Source organism: Sphingomonas sp. CFBP 13728, from assembly GCF_014841895.1.
Classification (GTDB): domain Bacteria; phylum Pseudomonadota; class Alphaproteobacteria; order Sphingomonadales; family Sphingomonadaceae; genus Sphingomonas.
On sequence record NZ_JACYUS010000011.1, the window covers coordinates 23,821 to 44,563 of the forward strand.

A 20,743-nucleotide genomic window follows, 5' to 3' on the forward strand; every position below is an offset into this window, starting at 1 on the left:
GACGGTTATGACACCGGCGCCCTGCACCAGTGTTTCCGCGGGTTTGCAGGTATTAGAACCCAGTGCCAGACGCCGGCCAGACGCGCTCGGCAAGCTTCTTGAACTCCGGTACGCCGAGCGCGCCTCTTTCCCGTGACTTTGATCCTGGAACAGCAAGCCGATTCTCGACGTCGCTGTAAGGTGCTTCCCAGATTTCGCGCGGTTCGAGGGTCAGATTATCCAGCAGCACGAGCAGCACTGTGTCACAGTCGGCGTCCCGCTTGATTGTGCCGAGGCGTTGGCTCCGGTTTGCCTTTTCCCCATAGGCCCGCCCCTTGATCTGTACGCGCACGGGGCCAGCCGGCGTCTGCCGAACGGCATCGTATCCTTTGGTGCGGGGCGGGGCGAGTTCAAGGCACAGCAACTCCGCCGCAACATATTCGGCGACCTCACCGGTGACGCCCAGCGGCTTGCCTGTGAGCTGGTAATACTCGGCCGCTAGCGGTTTCACAGCTGCGAGGATTTCGCGGACACGTCGGGCTTGAGCGTTCTCTATCATCGGTAAAAAGGTCTACCTTTCTTCTATGCGATCAGCCACAAGCTAAATTAGAGAGTTAGAAAGGAAGAAAGGTCAGGGTAGAAATGCGGTACGGATATGCCCGGGTTTCGACCGACGAACAGAGCCTTGCACGGCAGCAATCCGCCTTGGCCCTCGCCGGCTGCGATCAGGTAGTTGAAGAGGTGGAAAGCGGAGTGAAAGCACGCCGTCGCCTCAATGCGTTGCTGGAGCGATTGCAGGCCGGCGATGAACTGATTGTCGCGGAGTTGGATCGGCTCGGACGCAGCACAGGCGAAGCTCTGCTATTGATGGACGAGCTTATCAAGCGCGACGTACAGCTGCGCATCCTCGCCCTTCCCTCGCTCGACATCGCTACGAACGACGGCAGGCTAATAGCAGACATTCTTGCCAGCCTCGCCGCGCATGAGCGCCGACGGCTTCGTGAGCGTCAACGCCAAGGCATTGCCGCAGCACGTTCGGCCGGCCGTCATCTTGGTCGACCTCAGAAGATGAACGGTCAGCAGGTCGGCGAAGCTCAGGCTAGGCTGGCCGCCGACGAACCCGTTCCTGTGGTAGCCCGAGCCTACGGGGTCACGCCGAAGACCCTTCGCGCGACATTGGCACGGGTCGGCGTTCGGGCCTCCATGCCAGCACGGCGGTCGGTGTGAGCAGGTGCTGCGCTCCCTTTTCCCTCCCACCGAGGTACAGGCCGAGTTGGGCTCTTTCACAAGTATGATGGGCATGTTTCGAGTTTATAAATCAACAGCAAAAATAGTCATGCAACAGCATCGACAACAGGTATCAATATGACCGACCTCTTTACTAAACTTAAAAAAGATAGCCACAATTGGGCGAATGAAGAGGAAGTCCGAAAGGGCTGGCTAAAGCACATCGAGAATGCACTCGGCATGACCTTTCATGCAGAACGCGGCCGTAATGATGCATCTTATAATCAGGTGATTATAGAGTTCAAAGATCGTGGGCTATTCAAGGGAAGCATAAAAAGCGCTTCATTTAAAGAAGCCATATACGACAGACTATTCAAGTATATAAAGGCTCGTTCAAAGCTCGAAGGAATTCCCGAAGAAGATTACATAGGCATCGCTATCGACGGGGTGCATATATGCTTCGCATTTATGAAGGGTGGCAAGATCGTCCACCGCAATCTCTTACCTTTCAATCAGGCTTCCGTCGAGCTTGTCGCTCAAGCTTGTAGGGATTCAAAAAGGCGGGCGGTCACCGCTGAAAACCTTGTTGAGGATTTTGGCCATCAAGCCGAAATTGGGCACGCGATGATGTCCAATCTCGTTGGACTGTTAGAAAAAAAGCTAACCTCGCCAGGGAACAACAAGGTAAAGCTTCTTTTCGAAGAATGGCGGACCTTGTTCGGTCAAGTCGCCGACCTATCCAAGGCCCAAGCTGCCGAAATCCGGAAGCATGTGCCGTTTTCGCCTAAAATCGCCTCGAATGATATGGTATCCGCAGCGTTGTTTGCTATTCATAGCTACAATGCCATCGTCATGAAACTACTTGCTGCGGAGATAATTGCTCAATTTGATCTCACCGCATACCCTGATTTCTGTGAACATCTACTTAGCCATGACGATGATAAGCTTCTTGAGCTTTTAGATGTCGAGGTCGAGCGGGGCGCATTTTTTGAAGCGGCGCGCATTAAGGGGTTTGTTGAAGAGGCAATCTTCTCTTGGTACACTGACGCCGCGCCACCAGGGAAAGACCGTGCGGCTTTATGCGCAGCCATTAGGCCGCTGCTGACGCAACTCTCGCTCTATCGAATGGACGACCTAAGCGCTGCGCGCTCGCGCGATGTGCTGAAGTCGTTTTATCAGGCCCTTGTGCCAGAGGTTCTGCGCAAGGCGCTGGGCGAGTTCTATACCCCAGATTGGTTGGTCGATGTCGCATGTGATCGGGCTCAGGTGCAGGATTGGAGCAAGGTGCGTGCGCTTGATCCTACCTGCGGTTCGGGGTCGTTCCTTCTAGAAGTTATCCGTCGGAAGCGTGCGCTGGCCAGAGCAGCGAAATGGTCGGACGCAAAAACTCTCACCGCAATTTTGCATGAGGTGTGGGGTTTCGACCTGAATCCGCTCGCTGTCCAATCAGCCCGCGTTAATTTTCTGATTGCCATCGCCGACCTGGTGGCCAGCACCGGGGCGGAGGTGGAGTTGCCAGTTCTACTCGCTGACGCGGTATACTCGCCAGCTCAGTCGCCCGTTAAAGGTCAGGATTTTGTTGAGTATGGCATTGGCAGCGCGCAGGCTGACCTTAACATCGTTTTACCTGCTGCTTTGGCGTTCGATCGGATTAGATTAGACGCAGCTTTTGTCATTATGGCCGAAGCAGTGCATGACGAAAAAGAGTACCCTGATGTCGAGAAGCTTTTGATAGCTTCCGCATTGATGACAAAGGCCGAGGGGAAGGCTTGGCGCGACGCACTGAGTACGACCTACGAGCAAGTACTTGAGCTTCATCGGAAAGCCTGGAACGGGATCTGGTTCCGGATCGTTCGCAATTTCTTCTGGTCAGCGGTCGCAGGTCAGTTCGATGTTGTCGTTGGCAATCCCCCATGGGTTCGTTGGTCAAATCTACCTGAGAGATATCGCGACCGGATCAAACCAACGTGCGAGCGCTACACGATCTTCTCTGAGACGCCATACCATGGCGGTAATGAGCTCGATATATCGGGAATGATCACCTATACCGTAGGTGACAAATGGCTGAAGCAAGGCGGAGCGCTGGTGTTTGTAATAACACAGACGCATTTCCAGTCGCCGTCATCACAAGGTTTCCGTAGCTTTAGAATCGACTCGAAAGCCAATTTGATCCCAGAATCTGTTGATGATCTGAAGCTTCTAAAGCCTTTCCCAAAGGTAGCAAACAAGACAGCTATTGTTCGACTTCGGAAGGTCGGAAATAAGCAGACTACAAAGTATCCTGTACCCTATACAGTATGGGAAAAGGCAATTGGCCAAGGGGGATCTCTGCCGGAGAACCTCACCAAGGCAGCAGTGTTGGCCCGTGTGAGCCAGAAGGCTTGGGAGGCAACTCCAGTTAGCGGAGGAAATTCACCGTGGGCGATTCTCCCGCCAGGCCGTTTCAAAGACATGGAGAAACTACAGGGTCAGAGCAACTGGGCTGCTGGCCGTAAGGGTATTACGGCTGATCTCAATGGCGTCTATATGGTGCGCATTATAGCAGTTAATTCCGTCAACGGTCTCGTTCAGGTCGAAACCCGGCCGGAAGCTGGCAAAACCGATATCGGCCCAGCCCGAAAATTCTGGATCGAGCCCGATCTATTGTTTCCGTTGCTCAAGGGTGCGGCCGACTTTTCCGCGTGTCATGTCCACGTAAAGAACGAGTTATTTGTCGTAGTCCCGAACAAAGGAATTCTAAAAGCAGATTATGCAGCGGCGGAAGCCGTGATGGCAAAACTTCCACAAACGAAGAAGTATCTAAACCATTTCCGAGCGCTTCTCGAACGCCGTTCAACGTACCGTCTTCGACAGCCTAAGGCACCATACTACTCAGTTTATAACTCAGGAAGTTATACGTTCTGTCCACACAAAGTTGTTTGGGCGGAGCTTTCGACATCGTTTGAGGCCGCGGTTTTCACAGAGTCGGATGTTCCGTTGATCGGGTCGCGTCCGTATGTCCCAGACCACAAGGTGTATTTCGCTGAGTTTCAGAACGAAGCTGAGGCGCACTTCGTCTGTGGAACACTAAACTCGACTTTGGTAAAGGAGTATGTAGAGAGTCATACAATCCAAATTCAAGTTAGCAACATATTCAAGCACCTGAGTATTCCGAGGTTTGATCCAAAGGATTCAGATCATGTTGCCTTATCGAAGGCATCTTTGAAAGCTCATGCGGCGAAGACGGCGGACGCGCGAGCCAAGCAGCTGCTGGCGTTGGATAAGCTGGCCGAGATAGTCCTAACAGCATGATTCTGAGCCGCCCATGTTGAACGCATTCGCGCGTATCCTGCTTACCAGCTCGGCGATCGCGCCCGTAGGGCTGACCTATGCCTGGGTCGCCTACATGCAGGATCAGGTGAAGCCGGCGATAATCATTCTTGCGGTTAGCTTTGCGGCCGTTGCCATTTGCCTACTGCTGCTTGGTTACGCACGGAAAAACCTCGAAGGATCGCGGTTCCAGGCGAAGGAGATCGAAGCTGCAGATCGCGAAAATATGGGCTTCCTGCTGCTGTATCTTCTCCCGCTGTTCACGTCACAGTTCAACACTCTTAACTGGCAGCTATGGATTCCGACCCTCATCATTTTCGCGATGATAACGGCAACCGGATATAACTATCACTTTAACCCGCTCTTGGGCTTGTTAAAGTGGCACTTCTACAAGGTCCAGTCCAACGAAGGCGTGACCTATGTGCTGATAACGAAGAAGCAGCTTCGAACTGCCGCCAATGCCGTCACTGTCGGGCAGCTTACAGAGTATATTCTAATAGACTTGGAGGATGCTTGATGGTCAATCTATTCGCTCTGTGCCGCACAGCAACGGGGTTGCAGGTGAAGCGGGTCGCGCTCGCCCAACCGGTGCAAGCGAAGGTTGGGACCATCTTTCATACACAGGCCAATTCGTTTTTAAACGGCATTGCCGAGGAGGTCGATTTCTCAGGCGATTGGAAACCTGACGACGACGAACTTTTGGTGATCGACGCTCCAGCAGAGGCGGCCGTTATCGTCGCTACGATCACGGCAAACCCAATCAGCCTACCCGAGATCGACGCTCAAAACTTCATGGCGGAGGGTATCCGTGGGCTCTTTGTAATCGAACCGGTTGGGCAGGAGCATCGCATCCTGATCCAAGCTTTTTCGGCGCAGCAACTTCTTTCCCGAAGAACCACGTTGTTCCTGTCAGGCAACTCTTTCAAGGAGTTGACCGAGCCGGGCTTTACTCTCGACAATAACATTGTTGCAATCATGGAAGGTGGAAAGCTCAAATTCAAAAGCTTTCAGCGGACGCGTACCGTATTTGACCTACAACAACTATATAAGGAAGCTACCGACCAAGAGGTAGATGCCTTTTGTCAGCATGCTAGTCTAGAAGTCGCCGATACTGCAGCTTTCAAGGTAGCAGCAGACCAAGGAATTCGTAAACTCGTCCATGCAATTACGAAGGCAAATGTTTTAAACACACATCAGGTTGTTGTAATAGCAGAAAAAGCAGCGAGCCTAGGGATTAATGTTGCAGTCAAAGATGGTAAACTACTAGTACCGTCAGACCGAAAATCAATAAAGACACTATTCCGTTTTCTAGATGACGGAATCTATCAAGCGGCGCTTAGCTCATCAAGGTACGTCACAAACTCCAAAAGGCGGATCGTCTGAAATCATTGACCGAGATTATCTTAAGAGAAAATACAATCGTGATCTATAATTAGCTTTAAAGTCTACGCATCGATCTTACGAAATGTTAGATTGAAGCGTGACTTGTCTACCCCTGTGCGTTTTGGAACCGCATGCTTCCAGTGCCGCTGGAGTTCGCCACTCATGACTAGCAAGGTTCCGTGCTTAAGAGGTATTGTAATCTTGTGATCATTATTGGTGTTGTGCCGCAGCTGAAAGTCACGGGTCGCCCCAAAATTGGCAGATGCAATGACAGGGTCCTTGCCAAGCTCTTTTTCGTCGTCGGCGTGCCAACTTAGGCTGTCTCGGCCATCGCGATACCAATTGAGCAGTACACAATTAAATCGGCTTTCAATCACTTCCTCGATGCGACGCTTGATATGGAGCAAGCCATCGTTCCAAGGGTTAGGATCGGAATTTATACCGGAATAAGTATAGGCGGCGCCTGGGTCGCCATACCAAGCTGTAAGTCGCGGTAGAGGAATAGACTTTCCATAAAGCTTCAGGCTGTCCTGCTTCCAACGTATGTTTGTAAAAGCAATACGCTCCAGCTCGTCCGCCGATACGTTACGCCAGTCTATAGTTCGCCAGTCTTCTTCCGCGTTCTCTTGCAGGTAGGCGACCATACGGTCGCTCCATGCCTTGGTAAAGAAGTGCTCTGCATAGAAAATCTCGCCACCTGGAACCTTTATATCAAAGCCGTTCGAGGTTTCGTTCCACGAAACCTCGAACCCGCTATCTTTCGGCAGGGCGAATGGTGGTTCCGGAATTGATGATGTAAACAGGTCAGCCATCGTTAACTTCCAACTCACATAACCAGACGACGCCCTTGGACTGGCTGGGGTTGTCGCACGTAAACCGTTCGAGCATCGATCGATGGATGTTTAACTGGTGTGCCATGCCAGGATTTTCAAATGCCGCTTTGACGCCTTCGATCCTTGGGGTTCCGCCGTTGAAATCGCGGTCATGGCTCACTGAGAGAATTGTATGATGTCCGGGGCGTAAAGTCTTAGTCAGAAGTGCCAGTGGATCAAAGCCGGGCACGTCCAGGGAGTTCGAAAATAGATGCAGAGTGCTCCCTGCATGTGGGTTCGGAAGGTCGCCCTCACTGAGATCGTCAAAGCGCTCGCAAAGGCTGGTCACCGTCGCCGCCGGGGCCATTCGCCCATAAATCGCCGCCGCACGAGCCAGCGCCATGGCCGACGGCTCGATTAGCAAAATGTCGCGAACCAGGGCGAGCAAAGCCCCTTGCGTGAGATCGTTTACGAGAAGGCCAGCCAGGCCTTGCCCACACCCATAGTCAATCCAGAAAGTCGGCGGGGCGATCCCGGCTAGGCATGGAGCTATGTGTTCCCATTGGCTCTCAATCATTGGACCATAGGAGTGCAGATACTGGTCCAGCTTCGCAGTCGTATCGATCACGGCATGGCCGTAGTCTAAGCTGCCTCTCAAGCCATTGTCGGCTCTCAACGCCGACCTAAACCATTGAAAGTTAATCTCCTGCGTCGCAACGCCCCCAATCAAGTCGATCGCTGTATCTGCCATATTCACTCCCCTTTTGCGATATTTTAGTATGACGACCACAAGCAATAACCCGGTTATCTAGCCGGACACCAGTTTGAGAATTACATCCATTCTCAACCTAAAAACGCCTGGTGGTCTTTGCTTAGTCATTTAATCGTTTAGAGGTTTGTTTGGGACAGGTGTTACGTCCCGGTCGAGAGCGCGTGCAGTATTCGCTGCACGCCTTTAGTGGTGTCTCAAGCTCACAGCGTATTTCACTTTGAGTGCTTTGCACTGCGGTAAGGCATCAGTTTTCTCCAGCGTCGTCACCTGGCCATTCTAGATGGATGGCGTCGATCCGGCCTGGGAATTGGAATGCGTCGATTGCGTCGATTGCGTCCGGAACTGAAATAGCGATGTATTCAAGGAGCGTAATGCGCTCTCCTTCTATTAGCTCCTTTTCTGTTATGATGTTCATGGGTGTTGCGTGGAGCAGCCTGCTCGTCAGCCGGTAGAGAAAGTCGTACTGCGCCACCATCCCGACCCGTAGCGCTTCGCTGCGCCACTGCCACTGCCCCAAGTATCGGTTCACCTTTGCGGGATCAGCCATCCGCGTGCTGAAGTCATTGATGCGATCGTCGATCAAGGCGAGTTGGCTCCGCCAGTGCGGTATCTGTTTTTCAATAAGCAGGTGGCGCTGGTAGCCGTATCCATTGAAAACGGCCGCCGCTGCATAGAGAGCGAAGTGGCGGCGCGCTTTTCTGTCGATTTTTTCCCGGTGTTCATTTAGAAGCTGCGTCATCTCTGTTGCTGTTTGATCACCTTTAAGATATCTATTATTTAAACTGTCGAAGGTATCCGCAAAAATATTATTATATTCATTATCTAAGCTGTCGAATAGGTCTGCTTCAGCCTGAAGCTTTGTAACCATCCCGGCGAGGTCTTCCTTCTGATTTTTGAGTAGTTGACCGTAGAAAAAATCGCCCCAACCGGGATCGATGAGAAATAATTTGAGCCAGACGAGGTTCTCAAAGAGGTTTCGGGCGCTCGCTAGCAACTCGACGGACGACGGATTTCTTCCCTCCGGAAGCAAGCCGATTAGCTTTTCCAGCGAGCCGATCTGAGCACGTAGTGCCCAGCTGACGCCGTTATCCTCGCTAACTCCCTCTGCCCGCGTTCGTAGACCGAGCATTTGGAGCGTTCCGCGTGTTTGAGCGAGGGCCATCGGAGTCCGTTCGGCCACGACCGCACGGATTTCCTCAAGTAGCTGCTCCTCTGTCTTCAGCTTGAACATCAACCTCTATCTCCAATTACGTTGTCGTACCGTCAGGGCCGTTTGCAAGCGTCTGGAAGCGTCTGGCGCGCCGCTTTGCCGGGGCGAGGGCCACGGTGCGATATGGCCTCTGTGCGTTATTCGGACACAGATTCACGGTAGCGGTTTGACGAGCAGGGGCATTAAGCCGTTGGTGTCGAGATCGAGGCGATCAGACCAGATGTAATCGCCGGTGAGATTGATGCGGTCCCAGCCCAGCGGCGAGAGCCGGGACAGCAGGTAGCTGGCAAGCTGCTAGGTACGTGTGGTGCCGCCATTAGGCGGCACATAATGCCCGCTCGACCGTAAGCGACAAGGCTAAGGCCAACTAATGAATATTTTCATCGCCAGTAGAGAAGGCCGGTGAATGGGCAATGCCTTATAGTGCTGGCTCGATACGATGATCGGGAGTGCTAAGTATTATAGGCAACTTCTCTATTACAAGATTAGCGGCAGTATAACCCTTTGACCTAGTTCCACTTTTAATATTTGGATATATCTTAAACTTAATGCTATTATACTTCGGTTTAAATTGATTTATGAGCATAGCCTCCACTTCATTTGTCAGTTCAGGTGCATTAGGCTTCAGCCATGTCTCACTATACCTATCACTATCTTTTGATGTGATGAGAGGATGCTCAATTGCAGCGACTCCAGTAGGAAGAAATGCCTCGTATGATCCCATCAGCAAGACCTCATCAAAGCCGAGAATGCTCAACATCGCAATTGATACTTCCATAGGCGCATGGGTAGATGGATCTCCCATAGGTCGCTCGCGAATTAGCACACTTTGAAATTTCGAGTGGCTGGTTAGGCGCTTCCAGATTTCCTGGTCAAAAGCTTGGCCAATATAGTGAACATGATAGTCGCTAAATTGGAGAGGATTGCCATCAATTTCAGCGGTTACGTTCCCGCAAAGAACCTCGTAGATAAATTTTTGTGGACTAAACCAAACAATAAATGATCCATTAGCCCGCCGAAGTTTTATGGCTGCTACGTCGTTAAACGGGGCAGCTTTATCAGGCGTCTTTTTATGGAAGCCAAATTCTATGTCGGTCGTTCCGGTAGGCTCGCAAAAACCATTTGTTGTAAACGGAAGATAGCAGTTTAGAGGCGGTCCTGTGCCATCAATTATATCGAAACGTAAGCCATTATCATCAGGAATGACGTTGTTGAAGTAGGTGAGCGGCCGCTGCATGATGACGTAGATTGTGCAGCGCTTCATTCGTTTGAGAACGACCTTTTCAAGTTTGAGGTGCTCGTACTCCCAAGCCGAAATGACTGGATACGTTGTGCTCGCTTGAATAGTGATATTCTTGATGGCAGTCATAAATATACCTGATAGATGTTTCGCTGGAGCGCCACAAAAACTGTCAGTCTGTCCCTATACCATAGACGCAGAGAGCGCGCGGTACAGCGTCGCATGGTGGCACTTCAGCAGCTTGGCAGCTTCCCGTACCGACGTGCCCTCACCCACCAGACGTTCGCCAAGCGTGATCTGATCTGGGGTGAGCTTAGGCGGGCGCCCGAAGCGGACTCCCCTCGCCTTCGCCGCTACCCGACCGCTGCTGGTACGCTGATGGATCAGCTCGCGCTCGAACTCGGCAATGCCGGCGAATACCGTTAGCACCATGCGACCGGCAGGCGATGTCGTATCCGCCCAAGGTTCAGCTAGCGATCGGAGCCCTGCCCCGGCCTCCTTCAGCTTTTCTGCGATATCGAGCAGATCCCTCGTCGACCGCGCCAGCCGATCGAGACGGGTGACTACCACAATATCGTCACCGCGGATCTGATCAAGCAGCCGGGCGAGCTCCGGCCGATCGCGCTTTGCGCCAGACACCTTCTCTTCAAAGGTGCGGCGACAGCCGACCTCCTTCAACGTAGCGCATTGCAGCCGCAGATCCTGATCATCGGTTGAGACGCGAGCATAGCCAATCAGCATGTCGCAAATATGTACAGAAAATCCAGACTTTAGCAACCCACTTTTGCGACACATTGCTACGAGGCAAGTCGATGCTCCTCGGCGTTGTCGCGAAACTTAGGCCTTCGCTGGTGTGGCCCAACCGATCCGCGCTAGCGTGCCAAGCAGGGTAGAGCGCGGGACCTTGAAGGTCCGACAGACAGACGCCTTACTGGCTCCGCCATCCAGTGCGGCGGTAATCCGTTCGAGCGTTTCCGCGTCGATCATCGGCGGGCGGCCGCCCTGGCGTCCCCGTCGTTTGGCCGCGGCCAGTCCCGCCATCACCCGTTCACGCGTCAGCGCACGCTCATATTGTGCCAACGCGCCGAACAGCGAAAACAGCAACTCGCCGTGTGGCGTCGTCGTATCCATCTGTTCGGTCAGCGACCGGAACGCGATGCCCCGCGCCTTCAAGTCTGTGACGATCGTCAGCAGGTGCGGCAGCGAGCGGCCAAGCCGATCAAGCTTCCACACGATCAGCGTGTCGCCCGCGTTCAGATAGTCGAGGCAGGCTTTGAGCCCCGGTCGATCGTCGCGCACGCCTGACGCTTTGTCGGTATGAAGATGACGATGATCGACGCCAGCTGCGACCAGCGCGTCGCGCTGGAGATCGACCGACTGGCGATCGTCGGTCGACGACACCCGCATATATCCGACCAGCATGTGCGACAAACCCCCGAAAACATATTCTCGTACACTTTATCAAAGCGACAGGGTTTGTCGATTGTTATGAGCAGAGGCGGGTGTGGTTCAGCAAAAGCGCAGGTCGGGGGTGTCGCCAATCATGTGTTTTGCGTCACCTAAAAGGGCGTACCTCGTCATTCCCATAACTCCGTCGAAATGACGCCTTTTTGAGAAATCGTTTTGGGAACGGTTTTTGGGAAAGCGGCTTGCAACGGGGGGAGCTCACTTGTCGCTGTTGTCCTCCGTTCCCGGGCCGGGTTCCTTTTCGGGAACGCCACGAACGCCTTAGACATTCTGGCTCACCCTGCTTGTAGCGCAGGGTGAGCCAAAATTTTGGCGTTTGACGTTTACTCGCCGTTGCCGATCTGCGTGGTGCTATATCGGGCAATCTTCCATGCACCAGTTTCGGACTTACGGAGAACGAACAATTCCAGATAGCTGGCCGGCTCTACCCTACCATTTGACTTAGTGGTTTGGGTTCCCTTTGTCGCGGTTCGAACGAAACCCCAATCGGCTCCCGTCTGGAACACCTCTGTTACCTTGGTGACCAAATTGAAATCGATCGCAGCAAACATTCCCGGATAAACATCTGCAAGCTGTTTCTTTCCCTCGATTGCCGGGCCAATGGGGGCCATCAATACACCGTCTTCCGCGTAAGTCGCCATTACGGCCGATACATCTCCTCTCATGAATGCGCTCATATACTCTAACACCGTAGATTTTAGTGCTTCAGATTCGTCCTCAAAGCTGTTGTTCATAACTATTTTCCTTGAGTGAGCCACGTTGCCCGTTTCGGGCAAAAACTTGCCGTTGGCGTTCTTCCATTCGCTGGGCTCAGCGATTGTCTCGACAACGTCCCAATGCTCGGCAACCTTCCCGTCTTTGATCCGGAAAAGATCGTAGAAGGCGGTTGGCTTGCCGTTGAAGTGACCTTCACTGGCGACCAAGACGAAATTACCCTCCCCAAGTACCAGATGGATACGATCGTACTTGGACGTGATGCCAGCAGCCGCCATGCCTTTAAATGCTTCGGTCAGGCTGGCGACGCCATCGGCAATTTGCGGGTGATGCTGAATGTAGTTGTCGCCGTTGCAGTAGCTGGCGAGCTTGTCTAACTGACCGTTCACCAGAACGTCTTCGACAAAGCTTCGCGCCAGCGCCTTGTTGGCTTCGGTTTTGTCGAGATCCTGTGCCTCGGTCGGTCCGTCGATCATGCTACGGCCACTGGGATTCAGGTCAGCCTTAGCTTGAAGGTTATCCCAATGTTCGACAACCTTGCCGTTCTCGAAGCGGAAGATGTCGAAGCCGATCATCGGCGCGAATACGTTATAATCCGTATGTGTAAACACGTAGTCGCCATCTTGGAGTACTCGCACCGGCTTCAGGTTCGCACCTTTAGGCACGATCTGCTGCAACCCCTTGAAGCCAGCCAGACCGTCAGCAGCGCCAAGATTGTGTTGGATATACTTGTCTGGGTTAATGATGGCGACAGGCTCCGAAGCCCCGGTCACTATTGCATTCAGCAGGTCGACGACCTGTGTCTTCTGATAATTCACGACGACGTTATCCTTAGAAATAGCGTGGACCGGCAAATTAGGAGCGCAGGCCAATAGGTTTGCGAATGCCAGACAGATTGTTGCTCCCTTCATACCGTTAAGCAGACGGATCATGTGGAGCACTCTCCTTTAAAACGGGTCAGCGCCAGAATGCCTCAAGCGTCTGAACCAGCTCCTCCGGCTTGACGATCGGCACCCAGTGGCCAGTCCGATACTTGATAACCGCTTCGGAAGCTGTTGCCTCACCCAGCCTGTCAGCAAATCGATCGGGAAGGAATTCGTCCTCGATACCCCACACGATCATGCTTCGAGACGTTGCGCCGCCAAGTTCCGCATACCACTGGTTCGTTACGTCAAATTGCGTGCGATAGAGTTTGAGGATCGCGTCTTTCATGGTGTCGTCCATGAAGCTGACCGTGCTGACTGCCTCCTGCTCGGGAACGCCGGCAGCAACAAATTGTGGAACCCAATCTTCGTCCGCAACCTGTGCCATCATCGTTTCGCCGACACCCGGCGTCATGCATGCTTTGGCGAACGCATGCGGTTCATATTCGGGATCGATCGGGCCACTGATGCCGACCCAGCTTCGGATAAGGTCCGGCCGCAGCGACGCGACGCGCGCTGTCAGGATGCAACCGAAATCATGGCCGACCAGATCAACGGGTTCGCCGATGGCCTCAATCTGCGCGATGATCCAATCGACATAATTGTCGGCCGTGATGACAAGATCATCCGGGACCGGGACGCCAAAGCCGGGAAGATCGAGGGCGATCACATCGCTGCGCTTCAGATGCGAGAGGACGCGATTCCAGACGCGGTGCGTGTCAGGAATACCATGAACAAGAACGGCAGGCATGATGTTGGTCCCTTGTGTAGGTTTCTGCTGGACACTAGGTGTACCCAAGGGAGTAAGGTGTAAAGAAGGCACCCATGCGACACCTGATTACCTATAGGAAACCGATGAGCGATCCTGATCCAAATGCTTATGCCGCAGCCTGTCCCAGTCGGATCGTCCTTGATCGCGTGGCGGACAAGTGGACGGTGCTGCTGCTAGGCATTCTTTCCAAGCGGCCGACGCGCTTCAATCAGTTGCGGCGCGAGATCGAAGGGCTGTCACAGAAAGTGTTGTCCCAGACCCTGAAAAACCTGGAGCGAGACGGTCTGGTTATTCGCGAGGCGTTCGCAACCGTCCCTGTCACGGTCGAATACAGCATTACACCGCTTGGCGCGACGCTTGCCGAAAAGATGGAGGCGCTGCTTCATTGGGCCGAGGGGAACGTCGGCCAAGTGCTAGAGGCGCAGCGCCGCTATGACAAAGCACAGACAGCGACCATGTGAGGCGGTACTGCGCAGATAGCGCAACCTCAGGTGCGTTCCCGTATCACCATCCTTTCGAGAAAGCTTCGGTCTTCTCGATCGGCGTTCCTTTTCGGGAAGGGCGGGATCGCCAGAGAGCGGCCAATAGCGGATAGCGTGGTTTACGGGCATATAAGCTTGATCATAAGCCTTGGGAGTCGCCGCATGGGGTGGATTTTAACGATCGGGCTGCTGGCGCTGCCCGTTTCGATGACCGAAGGTACTCCGCGGCAAATAACCGTTGGCTCGATGCTACATGGAAAGGCCGCGTGCGCTGTTTCGTTGGTCGATAATCAATGGCGATCTAGAAGCATTCGTCAGTTCCAGGAACTTAGAAGTCAGACCGATAATATCGCAAGGGCGGCGACTGATAGTAGCGCACACGGTAGGTACTTCGTCTTCGGTAAAAATCAGATCACCACAATCCTATTCATAAGCAAGTCTGAATGCCTTCGTACCGCCAAGATATTGGATGAGGCGAAGCTTTATTCGGAGCGCGGTCGGCTTCTCTCGGCTCAAAATGTGAGAAAAATAGCGATGACGGCGTTCGGGGAGGCGTCAATGTTCCCTTAACGGTCGGGTACGCTAAGCGCCACGTTCCCTATTCACCATCCCTCGCGGGAAAGCCCGATCGGTCACGAACGCCCATTTGCGGCCGTTCAGGCTGCGATCCGGGCGCCCAATAACGGCCATTCGTTAAGCGCGATCTTTCCCGTTTCTACGTCTCCGACTGGCCATTTCGGGAAAGAGCAATTGGGAACAGATTTTGGGAAAGCGAAACCCGCAGGCGTCCGTCAGCACGATCGAGGCAGCCAGGTTCACGTCAGACGTTCGTTTTTGAGAACGCCGGATCACCGCCTTCACACAGCAGGCATGGTCGAAAGAGCATCCTCGCGGTTCCTGATTGCAGACGCCCGGTCAGCACGGCAGGAGGTGGAAGCGAGCGAGCTTTGGAAAGATTATGAGCATGATAGCTACTGCACGTCGGTTCACGATCGGGTCGCTGGCCGGTATTGCCATATCGCTGCTACCAAGCGTCGCCTTCGCTCAATCAAGAGAAGACGCCCTCAAGGATTTTGAGTTTGTCCTTGAGGTCGTTCGGCAAGATTATGCTGGCTTTTCTGACAAGACGGCAGGGGCCAAGGCCGTAGAGTTCGAGGCGCTGGTGCGCAGTAAACGGGCTGAAATTGAACAAACTCCGAAAAAAGAGGGCAAGATTATCGGCGACGTTCTTGCTTGGTTCAATGATCGTCATACAAGTTATTCATCGGCCTCGCTACCGGGGCAGGCATCACCAAACGCCGATAAACTTCTGGCTTCGCAAGGCCCCTTCTTGCCCATAAACAGGCTAGTACCCGCCAAAACTAGTGCAAAGCAGCCTCTTGCCGGCACAGCGTGGGCCAGCACCGATGGTATTTACCAAGCCGTGATTCTGTCCGATCCAGCTGACCCGCAACGCGCACTCGGCGTGATTACCAGCAGTAAATCTCCCGCATGGTCCTCCGGTCAGGTGAAGTTTGTGCTGACGCCTTCGGCGCATGGTTGGAGTGGCACGTATTACATGCGCGATCACAGTGCCGAGACGGCAATCGCGAAATTCCTCGGCAAGAACTCCGTCCTGCGCTTTGCTTCCATGTCGGTTGACTGGGTGCGGGTGAAACCCACACCCGCAGTGCCGCTGGACAACATCGTTCCATCAGCCGATTTCTTCTTGCGCCGGCTATCAAGCAAAACCGCGATTTTGCGCCTGCCAAACTTTTATGGCGATAATGGCGAAAAAATTGAAAACCTACTGGACGATAACCGCGTTCTATTAGAAAACACTCCCAATCTTGTCATCGATGCTCGAAATAACTCCGGAGGCAGTGATGGTTCATATTCAAAGCTAATGGAATGGATTTACACGCGGCCGATTTATTCGATCGATGTTGAGTTTCGCGCGACGGCCCGCAATGCGGACCTGTACGAAGCGATGCTTAAAGACCCAAGCTTCTCACCAGATACGATATCACAGGTTCGGCGTATTGTTACTCGCATTCGCAATGCCAAGGGCGATTGGGTAAGCGGCGGAGACAAGCCCTTTTCGATTATGACCTTCCCGCGCATCATGCCTAACCCAAAACGGGTAGGTATCATTGCCACGGGCGCAGGCTCTAGCGGTGATCAATTTGTTCTCGACGCTCGCCAAAGCCGAAAAGTTACGACATTTGGCGGTCCAACAGCGGGAGTTATCGATTACTCGAACGTTTTGGAAGCTACGTCACCGTCCAAGCTCTTCATTCTTCGATGGGCCACAAGCCGGTCGATGCGCTTGCCGGACGAACCAATCGATAACGTCGGCATACAACCCGACATACCGATCAGCGAGCAGGTCGACGACCCGATAACGTTCGTCCAGTCTTGGTTGGAGCGGCAGGTTGACTGAATAGACGTCGGCGTCCGGCCTTCGCTGCCCCGATTAGCCAATCGCGCCCACTCAAACCCGCTTAAATTCGATCCTTTTCGGGAACAGCAAAGTCGTCGGTCGCTGTCACAAACTGACATGGAGGAAAACTTAAGCGTCCTCGGCTATCACGGAAACGGGGGTGATGGTTGTGCGAATGAGAACGGCAGTATTCAGCTTGGTAGGCTTGCTTGCGGTCGTTCTTGCGGCAGGGCCCATCTTCCGCTTGGGTGAGAAAACATACCACTACTATGGCTGGAAGCAGTATCCGCCATACCGGTGGCGTCTGACGGTCGTTCTCGCCACCTCGAATGGATTGCGAAGCTACTCCGGCGTTTATGAAAACCGTGACACCGTTGCGGGTCCGGGGATGAGGTTTGGACCGGGTAGCGGCAGCACATGTGTCCAAGGCGATGCGATCCCGATCGCGGTCACACGACGCTCAACGGTGTATGTTCTGCCATGGCGCGAGGACAGTTGGGATTGGTCGCGCTATGCTCCTCAAGCCATTTTGGCGAAGCCCATTGGCGATAACGCCCAACGCGCTGTCGTCATGCAGCGATTACGCGGGACCGCCGTATTGCTGCGCGATAATGACAACACAGGACCCGGGTGGCCCACCTTCATTCGTCTACCGAGCGCAACGGCAGGAAGGCTTTTGCCATTCGCTGATCCGGACAATCTTGGTCCCGGCATTCGAGTGGCCCGGGTCATGGTAAGCATGACCCGCGACCCCGTCACGCGGCCTCTGCGCCATCTAAAAGAGAGGTTGCTTGAAGACCTTTCGCCAGGAAGTGACCCTGCTCGTGCGGAATATCTCTCCCAACCAACTTCCTATTCGGGATGTTAAGTTAGGGCGGCGCTAATTGCCACTGTTGCCAAATCCGCCCTCGCAGACATTCTCACTCGACCCATCGGATACGATTTCCGATAGGCCGCGCACTTTCTCGCTTTTCGTGGTCAATCGAGAAAGCTTCTCATGCCCAACCGCCATCGGCTAGGCGTGGGGGCAATGACCGTCCCTCGCACAACTCCTTCCCTTCGCTGGCACTTGATGGTCCCGATGGCGCTTGTCGGCTTCGCCGCTTGCACGGTTAGCGCGTCCGCTGAAGGACCTGTGCCGCCAGAGGCCAGTCGGGTCGTTGCGATCACCTTTGATGATCTCCCCTATGCCAGCGATAGATCAACCGCCTCCCCCGACGCCGCTATCGCAGCACAGCGCCAAATCGTCAGCGCGCTGCGGCGCGCTCGCGTTCCCGCAACCGGCTTCGTCAACGAGGACAAGGTGCAGGCCCTTGGACCTGCCGGTCCTCGCCTGCTTACCGAATGGAACAAGGGCCTCCTGGCCCTCGGCAATCACGGCTACAGCCATTTCGACAGCAACGACCTCGACGTTGCGGGGATCGAAAAGGAGGTCATGAAGGGGGAAGCAACCATCCGACCAATGGCGGCATCGAGCGACCGTTCCATCTCGTTCTTTCGCTTCCCCTACAACCACGTTGGCGACACCGAATCCAAGCGGATGGCAATCGAAAAGCTTCTCGCCAGTCACGGCTACAAATTGGCCGCATCGACGATCGACACGTCCGATTACCTGTTTAACAGTGCCTACGAACGCGCCGTCACCGAGCGCAATAAGGCCATGATGCAGCGGATCGAGCGGGCTTATCTCGATCATAGCCGCGTCCAGATTGCCTATTATGGCGAGCTGAGCCGCAAGGTTCTCGGCCGCGATGTGCCGGCGATTATGCTACTGCACGCCAACCGACTGAATGCCGCGACGATCAAGCCGCTCCTCGGCCTGTTCCGGTCAGCCGGCTACGGGTTCGTTTCCCTTGCCCAAGCGCAAACCGATCCAGCCTATTCGGCCATGCCTACGGTTGCGACGAAGTTCGGTCCTATGTGGGCGTATCGATGGGCGCGGGAACGTCTGATAAAAGTTGACGGGCGGCGAGAGCAGGAGCCGCCCGCCTGGGTCAGCGCATACGCCGGTGAAACATCGTGAGTGCGTCTCTCCGCCTTCCCGCAAGGATCGAACTACGGAAGGGAATGAAGATCTACGACCGAGCGTATTTCGCGGTTTGGCTCGGCGCACCGTTTGCCATCCAGGTAACACCCATGATTGCCAAGCCAAGCGAGAGGCCCCAGATTCCGTAATATAGATACGGCGAAAGATCAGACTTCATCCCCGGTAACATGATAACGGGCATGATCGCAGGAAACATGGCGACCGGTAGATACCGCTCTCGGCCATTCTTATGCATCTTCAGCTCCCTCTTTCCTGTTTCGCGATAGCTTATGTGACGACGCAACCGGCAGTTGTCGAGGTTCCTGTTTTTCTCGCAATGGATCCTTTTGGGAAAGCCGGCAGCTGCCCAATGTCTGCTATCGCCACCCGCCTTCCCGAAAGCAGCCTGTCCGCTTTCCTCCCCAACTCAGTCATTCCCGAAAGATGGTGGCTTTTGAAAGCCCGCCACGCTGCCAACTCGCGCTAAGATCGTCGGCGTTCGTGATCGGCTAGAATATCGAGGAAAGCGGTCACCCGCGCAGGCCGGAACCGCGTATCGGGCATCACCGCATGGATGCCGCCGCTGTCGAGCTGCCATGTCGGCATGACGCGGACAAGCCGGCCGCGTGCCAGATCGCCAGCGATCGCGAAGTCGGGCAGCACCGCGATCCCCGCCCCTTCCCGCACCGCCTGCAGCACGCCCAGCGTGGCGCTGATCGTGAGCGTTGCCGCGAACCGAACCAGATGTTGTTTCTCATCGTCGGCACGGAACGTCCACCCCAGCGGGTCGCGCAGATTGCCGTTCGCGACGAAAGGCATTTGGGCCAGTTCCGCGACGTTCGGGCTGGGCGCCATGGCGCCGGCCACCGCAGGACTCGCCACCAGTATTTGTCCGAAGGTGCCGATCCGCCGCGATCGTAGCGCGCTGTCGACCAGCCAACCGACCCGGATCGCAAGCTCGATGTCGCTGCCGACGGGGTCGAGCGTCGCGTCGCCGATCAGGAAGTCGACCGTGCAGGTCGGGTGCCGCCGTTGGAACTCGGCGATGACGGGCACGACAACGGCGATCCCATAGTCGAACGGCGCGGTCAGGCGCAGCATACCGGTCGGCGCACGATCGTCGGTCGCCAGTCCGTCAAACGCATCCTGCGCTTCGGCCAGGACACGCGCGCACCGTTCGTAGAAGGCTCGACCCTCCTCGGTCGGGCGGACGCTGCGCGTCGTGCGGATCAACAGCGTAGTTTCGAACGCGCGTTCAAGCTTGGCAACCTGTTGGCTGACCACCGCCTTGGTGATGCCCAATCGCTCGGCCGCGGCGGTGAACGATCCGGTCTCGACCACCTCCGCGAAATAGGCGAGCCGCTTCAGATTGTTGATGCCGCGATTGGCACCGGTACGCACATTGTATGCTTCTGACATACGGTCCGTCTAGATCTCTGGCCTACACGTCGCAATCCGAGCAGCGCATATACTGGTCTTCAAGGAGGCGCCGACGATGACCACCCACTTCCTCTATCTGTTCGATCCGCTTTGCGGCTGGTGCTACGGCGCCTCGACCGGCATCGCCGCGATGGCGGAACATCCGGGCGTCACGGTCGAGACCTTGCCGACTGGCCTGTTCGCCGGCGATGGCGTCCGGGCACTCGGCAGCGAGATGCGCGACCATATCCTCGCCAGCGATCGCCGGATCGCTGCGTCGACCGGTGCGGTGTTTGGCGATCCATACCACGATCGGATCGTGCGCGGAGCAAGTCTGACGCTCGACAGCGGTCCCGCGACGCTCGCCCTAACCGCGGTCGCCCAAACCGCGCCGCACCGTGAACTGGACGCGCTGCGTGTGATCCAACGCGCACGCTACGTCGACGGACGCGATATCGCCGACGTCTTCGTGCTGATCGACCTGCTAGTCGAAGCCGGGCTTGATGCGGCAGCGGTCACACTCGCCAATCCAGCCCCGGGCCTGCGCACGGCGAACGAACAGCGGCTCGCGAGGGCACGATCGGTC

19 protein-coding genes are annotated in these 20,743 nt (G+C 54.8%); 9 read left to right on the top strand and 10 right to left on the bottom strand.

Annotated elements, in window-relative coordinates:
* Positions 1-52 precede the first annotated feature (52 nt).
* The gene (locus IFT67_RS19965) at positions 53-538 is read right to left on the bottom strand and encodes a DUF6998 domain-containing protein (RefSeq protein ID WP_192239844.1); all 486 of its coding nucleotides are present in this window, start codon (positions 536-538) and stop codon (positions 53-55) included.
* Between the two features lie 83 nt (positions 539-621).
* Between IFT67_RS19965 and IFT67_RS19970 the strand changes: the two genes are divergently transcribed.
* The 4 genes from IFT67_RS19970 to IFT67_RS19985 all read left to right on the top strand — a co-directional run bounded on the left by IFT67_RS19970 (position 622) and on the right by IFT67_RS19985 (position 5,898).
* Positions 622-1,206 (top strand): recombinase family protein, encoded by a 585-nt coding sequence (locus IFT67_RS19970; RefSeq protein WP_192239845.1) that lies wholly within the window; start codon positions 622-624, stop codon positions 1,204-1,206.
* Positions 1,207-1,344: 138 nt separating this feature from the next.
* Positions 1,345-4,497 (top strand): Eco57I restriction-modification methylase domain-containing protein, encoded by a 3,153-nt coding sequence (locus IFT67_RS19975; RefSeq protein ID WP_192239846.1) that lies wholly within the window; start codon positions 1,345-1,347, stop codon positions 4,495-4,497.
* A gap of 13 nt (positions 4,498-4,510) precedes the next feature.
* The gene (locus IFT67_RS19980; protein WP_192239847.1) at positions 4,511-5,032 is read left to right on the top strand and encodes a KwaA family protein; all 522 of its coding nucleotides are present in this window, start codon (positions 4,511-4,513) and stop codon (positions 5,030-5,032) included.
* Complete coding sequence (locus tag IFT67_RS19985; RefSeq protein ID WP_192239848.1) at positions 5,032-5,898, top strand: Kiwa anti-phage protein KwaB-like domain-containing protein; 867 nt, start codon at positions 5,032-5,034, stop codon at positions 5,896-5,898. The genes IFT67_RS19980 and IFT67_RS19985 overlap by 1 nt, the downstream gene beginning before the upstream one ends.
* Before the next feature lie 62 nt (positions 5,899-5,960).
* Here the strand turns inward: IFT67_RS19985 and IFT67_RS19990 are convergent, their stop codons facing one another.
* From IFT67_RS19990 to IFT67_RS20025, 8 genes are all read right to left on the bottom strand, one after another.
* Positions 5,961-6,710: an alpha-ketoglutarate-dependent dioxygenase AlkB family protein gene (locus tag IFT67_RS19990; protein WP_192239849.1), complete on the bottom strand. Its 750-nt coding sequence runs from the start codon at positions 6,708-6,710 to the stop codon at positions 5,961-5,963.
* The gene (locus IFT67_RS19995; RefSeq protein WP_192239850.1) at positions 6,703-7,461 is read right to left on the bottom strand and encodes a hypothetical protein; all 759 of its coding nucleotides are present in this window, start codon (positions 7,459-7,461) and stop codon (positions 6,703-6,705) included. The genes IFT67_RS19990 and IFT67_RS19995 overlap by 8 nt, the downstream gene beginning before the upstream one ends.
* Positions 7,462-7,726: 265 nt before the next feature.
* The gene (locus IFT67_RS20000) at positions 7,727-8,713 is read right to left on the bottom strand and encodes a hypothetical protein (RefSeq protein ID WP_192239851.1); all 987 of its coding nucleotides are present in this window, start codon (positions 8,711-8,713) and stop codon (positions 7,727-7,729) included.
* Positions 8,714-9,110: 397 nt separating this feature from the next.
* Entirely contained in the window at positions 9,111-10,061 is a 951-nt protein-coding gene (locus IFT67_RS20005) for a hypothetical protein (RefSeq protein ID WP_192239852.1), read from the bottom strand.
* A gap of 54 nt (positions 10,062-10,115) precedes the next feature.
* Positions 10,116-10,673, bottom strand: a complete 558-nt coding sequence (locus tag IFT67_RS20010; RefSeq protein ID WP_192239853.1) for a recombinase family protein — start codon at positions 10,671-10,673, stop codon at positions 10,116-10,118.
* Between the two features lie 96 nt (positions 10,674-10,769).
* Complete coding sequence (locus IFT67_RS20015) at positions 10,770-11,354, bottom strand: recombinase family protein (protein ID WP_192239854.1); 585 nt, start codon at positions 11,352-11,354, stop codon at positions 10,770-10,772.
* Positions 11,355-11,722: 368 nt separating this feature from the next.
* The gene (locus tag IFT67_RS20020; RefSeq protein WP_192239855.1) at positions 11,723-13,045 is read right to left on the bottom strand and encodes a nuclear transport factor 2 family protein; all 1,323 of its coding nucleotides are present in this window, start codon (positions 13,043-13,045) and stop codon (positions 11,723-11,725) included.
* A 25-nt stretch (positions 13,046-13,070) separates the two neighbouring features.
* A complete protein-coding gene (locus tag IFT67_RS20025) occupies positions 13,071-13,787 on the bottom strand; it encodes an alpha/beta fold hydrolase (protein WP_192239856.1) in 717 nt (238 codons plus the stop codon).
* 104 nt (positions 13,788-13,891) lie between these two features.
* On the opposite strand from IFT67_RS20025, the gene IFT67_RS20030 reads away from it, so the two are divergent.
* From IFT67_RS20030 to IFT67_RS20045, 4 genes are all read left to right on the top strand, one after another.
* Positions 13,892-14,269, top strand: coding sequence for a winged helix-turn-helix transcriptional regulator (locus IFT67_RS20030; RefSeq protein WP_197983183.1), 378 nt, complete (start codon positions 13,892-13,894; stop codon positions 14,267-14,269).
* Between the two features lie 183 nt (positions 14,270-14,452).
* The gene (locus IFT67_RS20035) at positions 14,453-14,860 is read left to right on the top strand and encodes a hypothetical protein (protein WP_192239858.1); all 408 of its coding nucleotides are present in this window, start codon (positions 14,453-14,455) and stop codon (positions 14,858-14,860) included.
* A 388-nt stretch (positions 14,861-15,248) separates the two neighbouring features.
* Positions 15,249-16,712, top strand: coding sequence for a S41 family peptidase (locus tag IFT67_RS20040; protein ID WP_206757950.1), 1,464 nt, complete (start codon positions 15,249-15,251; stop codon positions 16,710-16,712).
* Between the two features lie 1,081 nt (positions 16,713-17,793).
* Positions 17,794-18,735, top strand: coding sequence for a polysaccharide deacetylase family protein (locus tag IFT67_RS20045; RefSeq protein WP_192239860.1), 942 nt, complete (start codon positions 17,794-17,796; stop codon positions 18,733-18,735).
* Between the two features lie 486 nt (positions 18,736-19,221).
* Here the strand turns inward: IFT67_RS20045 and IFT67_RS20050 are convergent, their stop codons facing one another.
* Entirely contained in the window at positions 19,222-20,157 is a 936-nt protein-coding gene (locus IFT67_RS20050; protein ID WP_192239861.1) for a LysR family transcriptional regulator, read from the bottom strand.
* A gap of 76 nt (positions 20,158-20,233) precedes the next feature.
* Between IFT67_RS20050 and IFT67_RS20055 the strand changes: the two genes are divergently transcribed.
* A partial coding sequence (locus IFT67_RS20055; protein ID WP_192239862.1) for a DsbA family protein occupies positions 20,234-20,743 on the top strand: 510 nt, incomplete at its 3' end.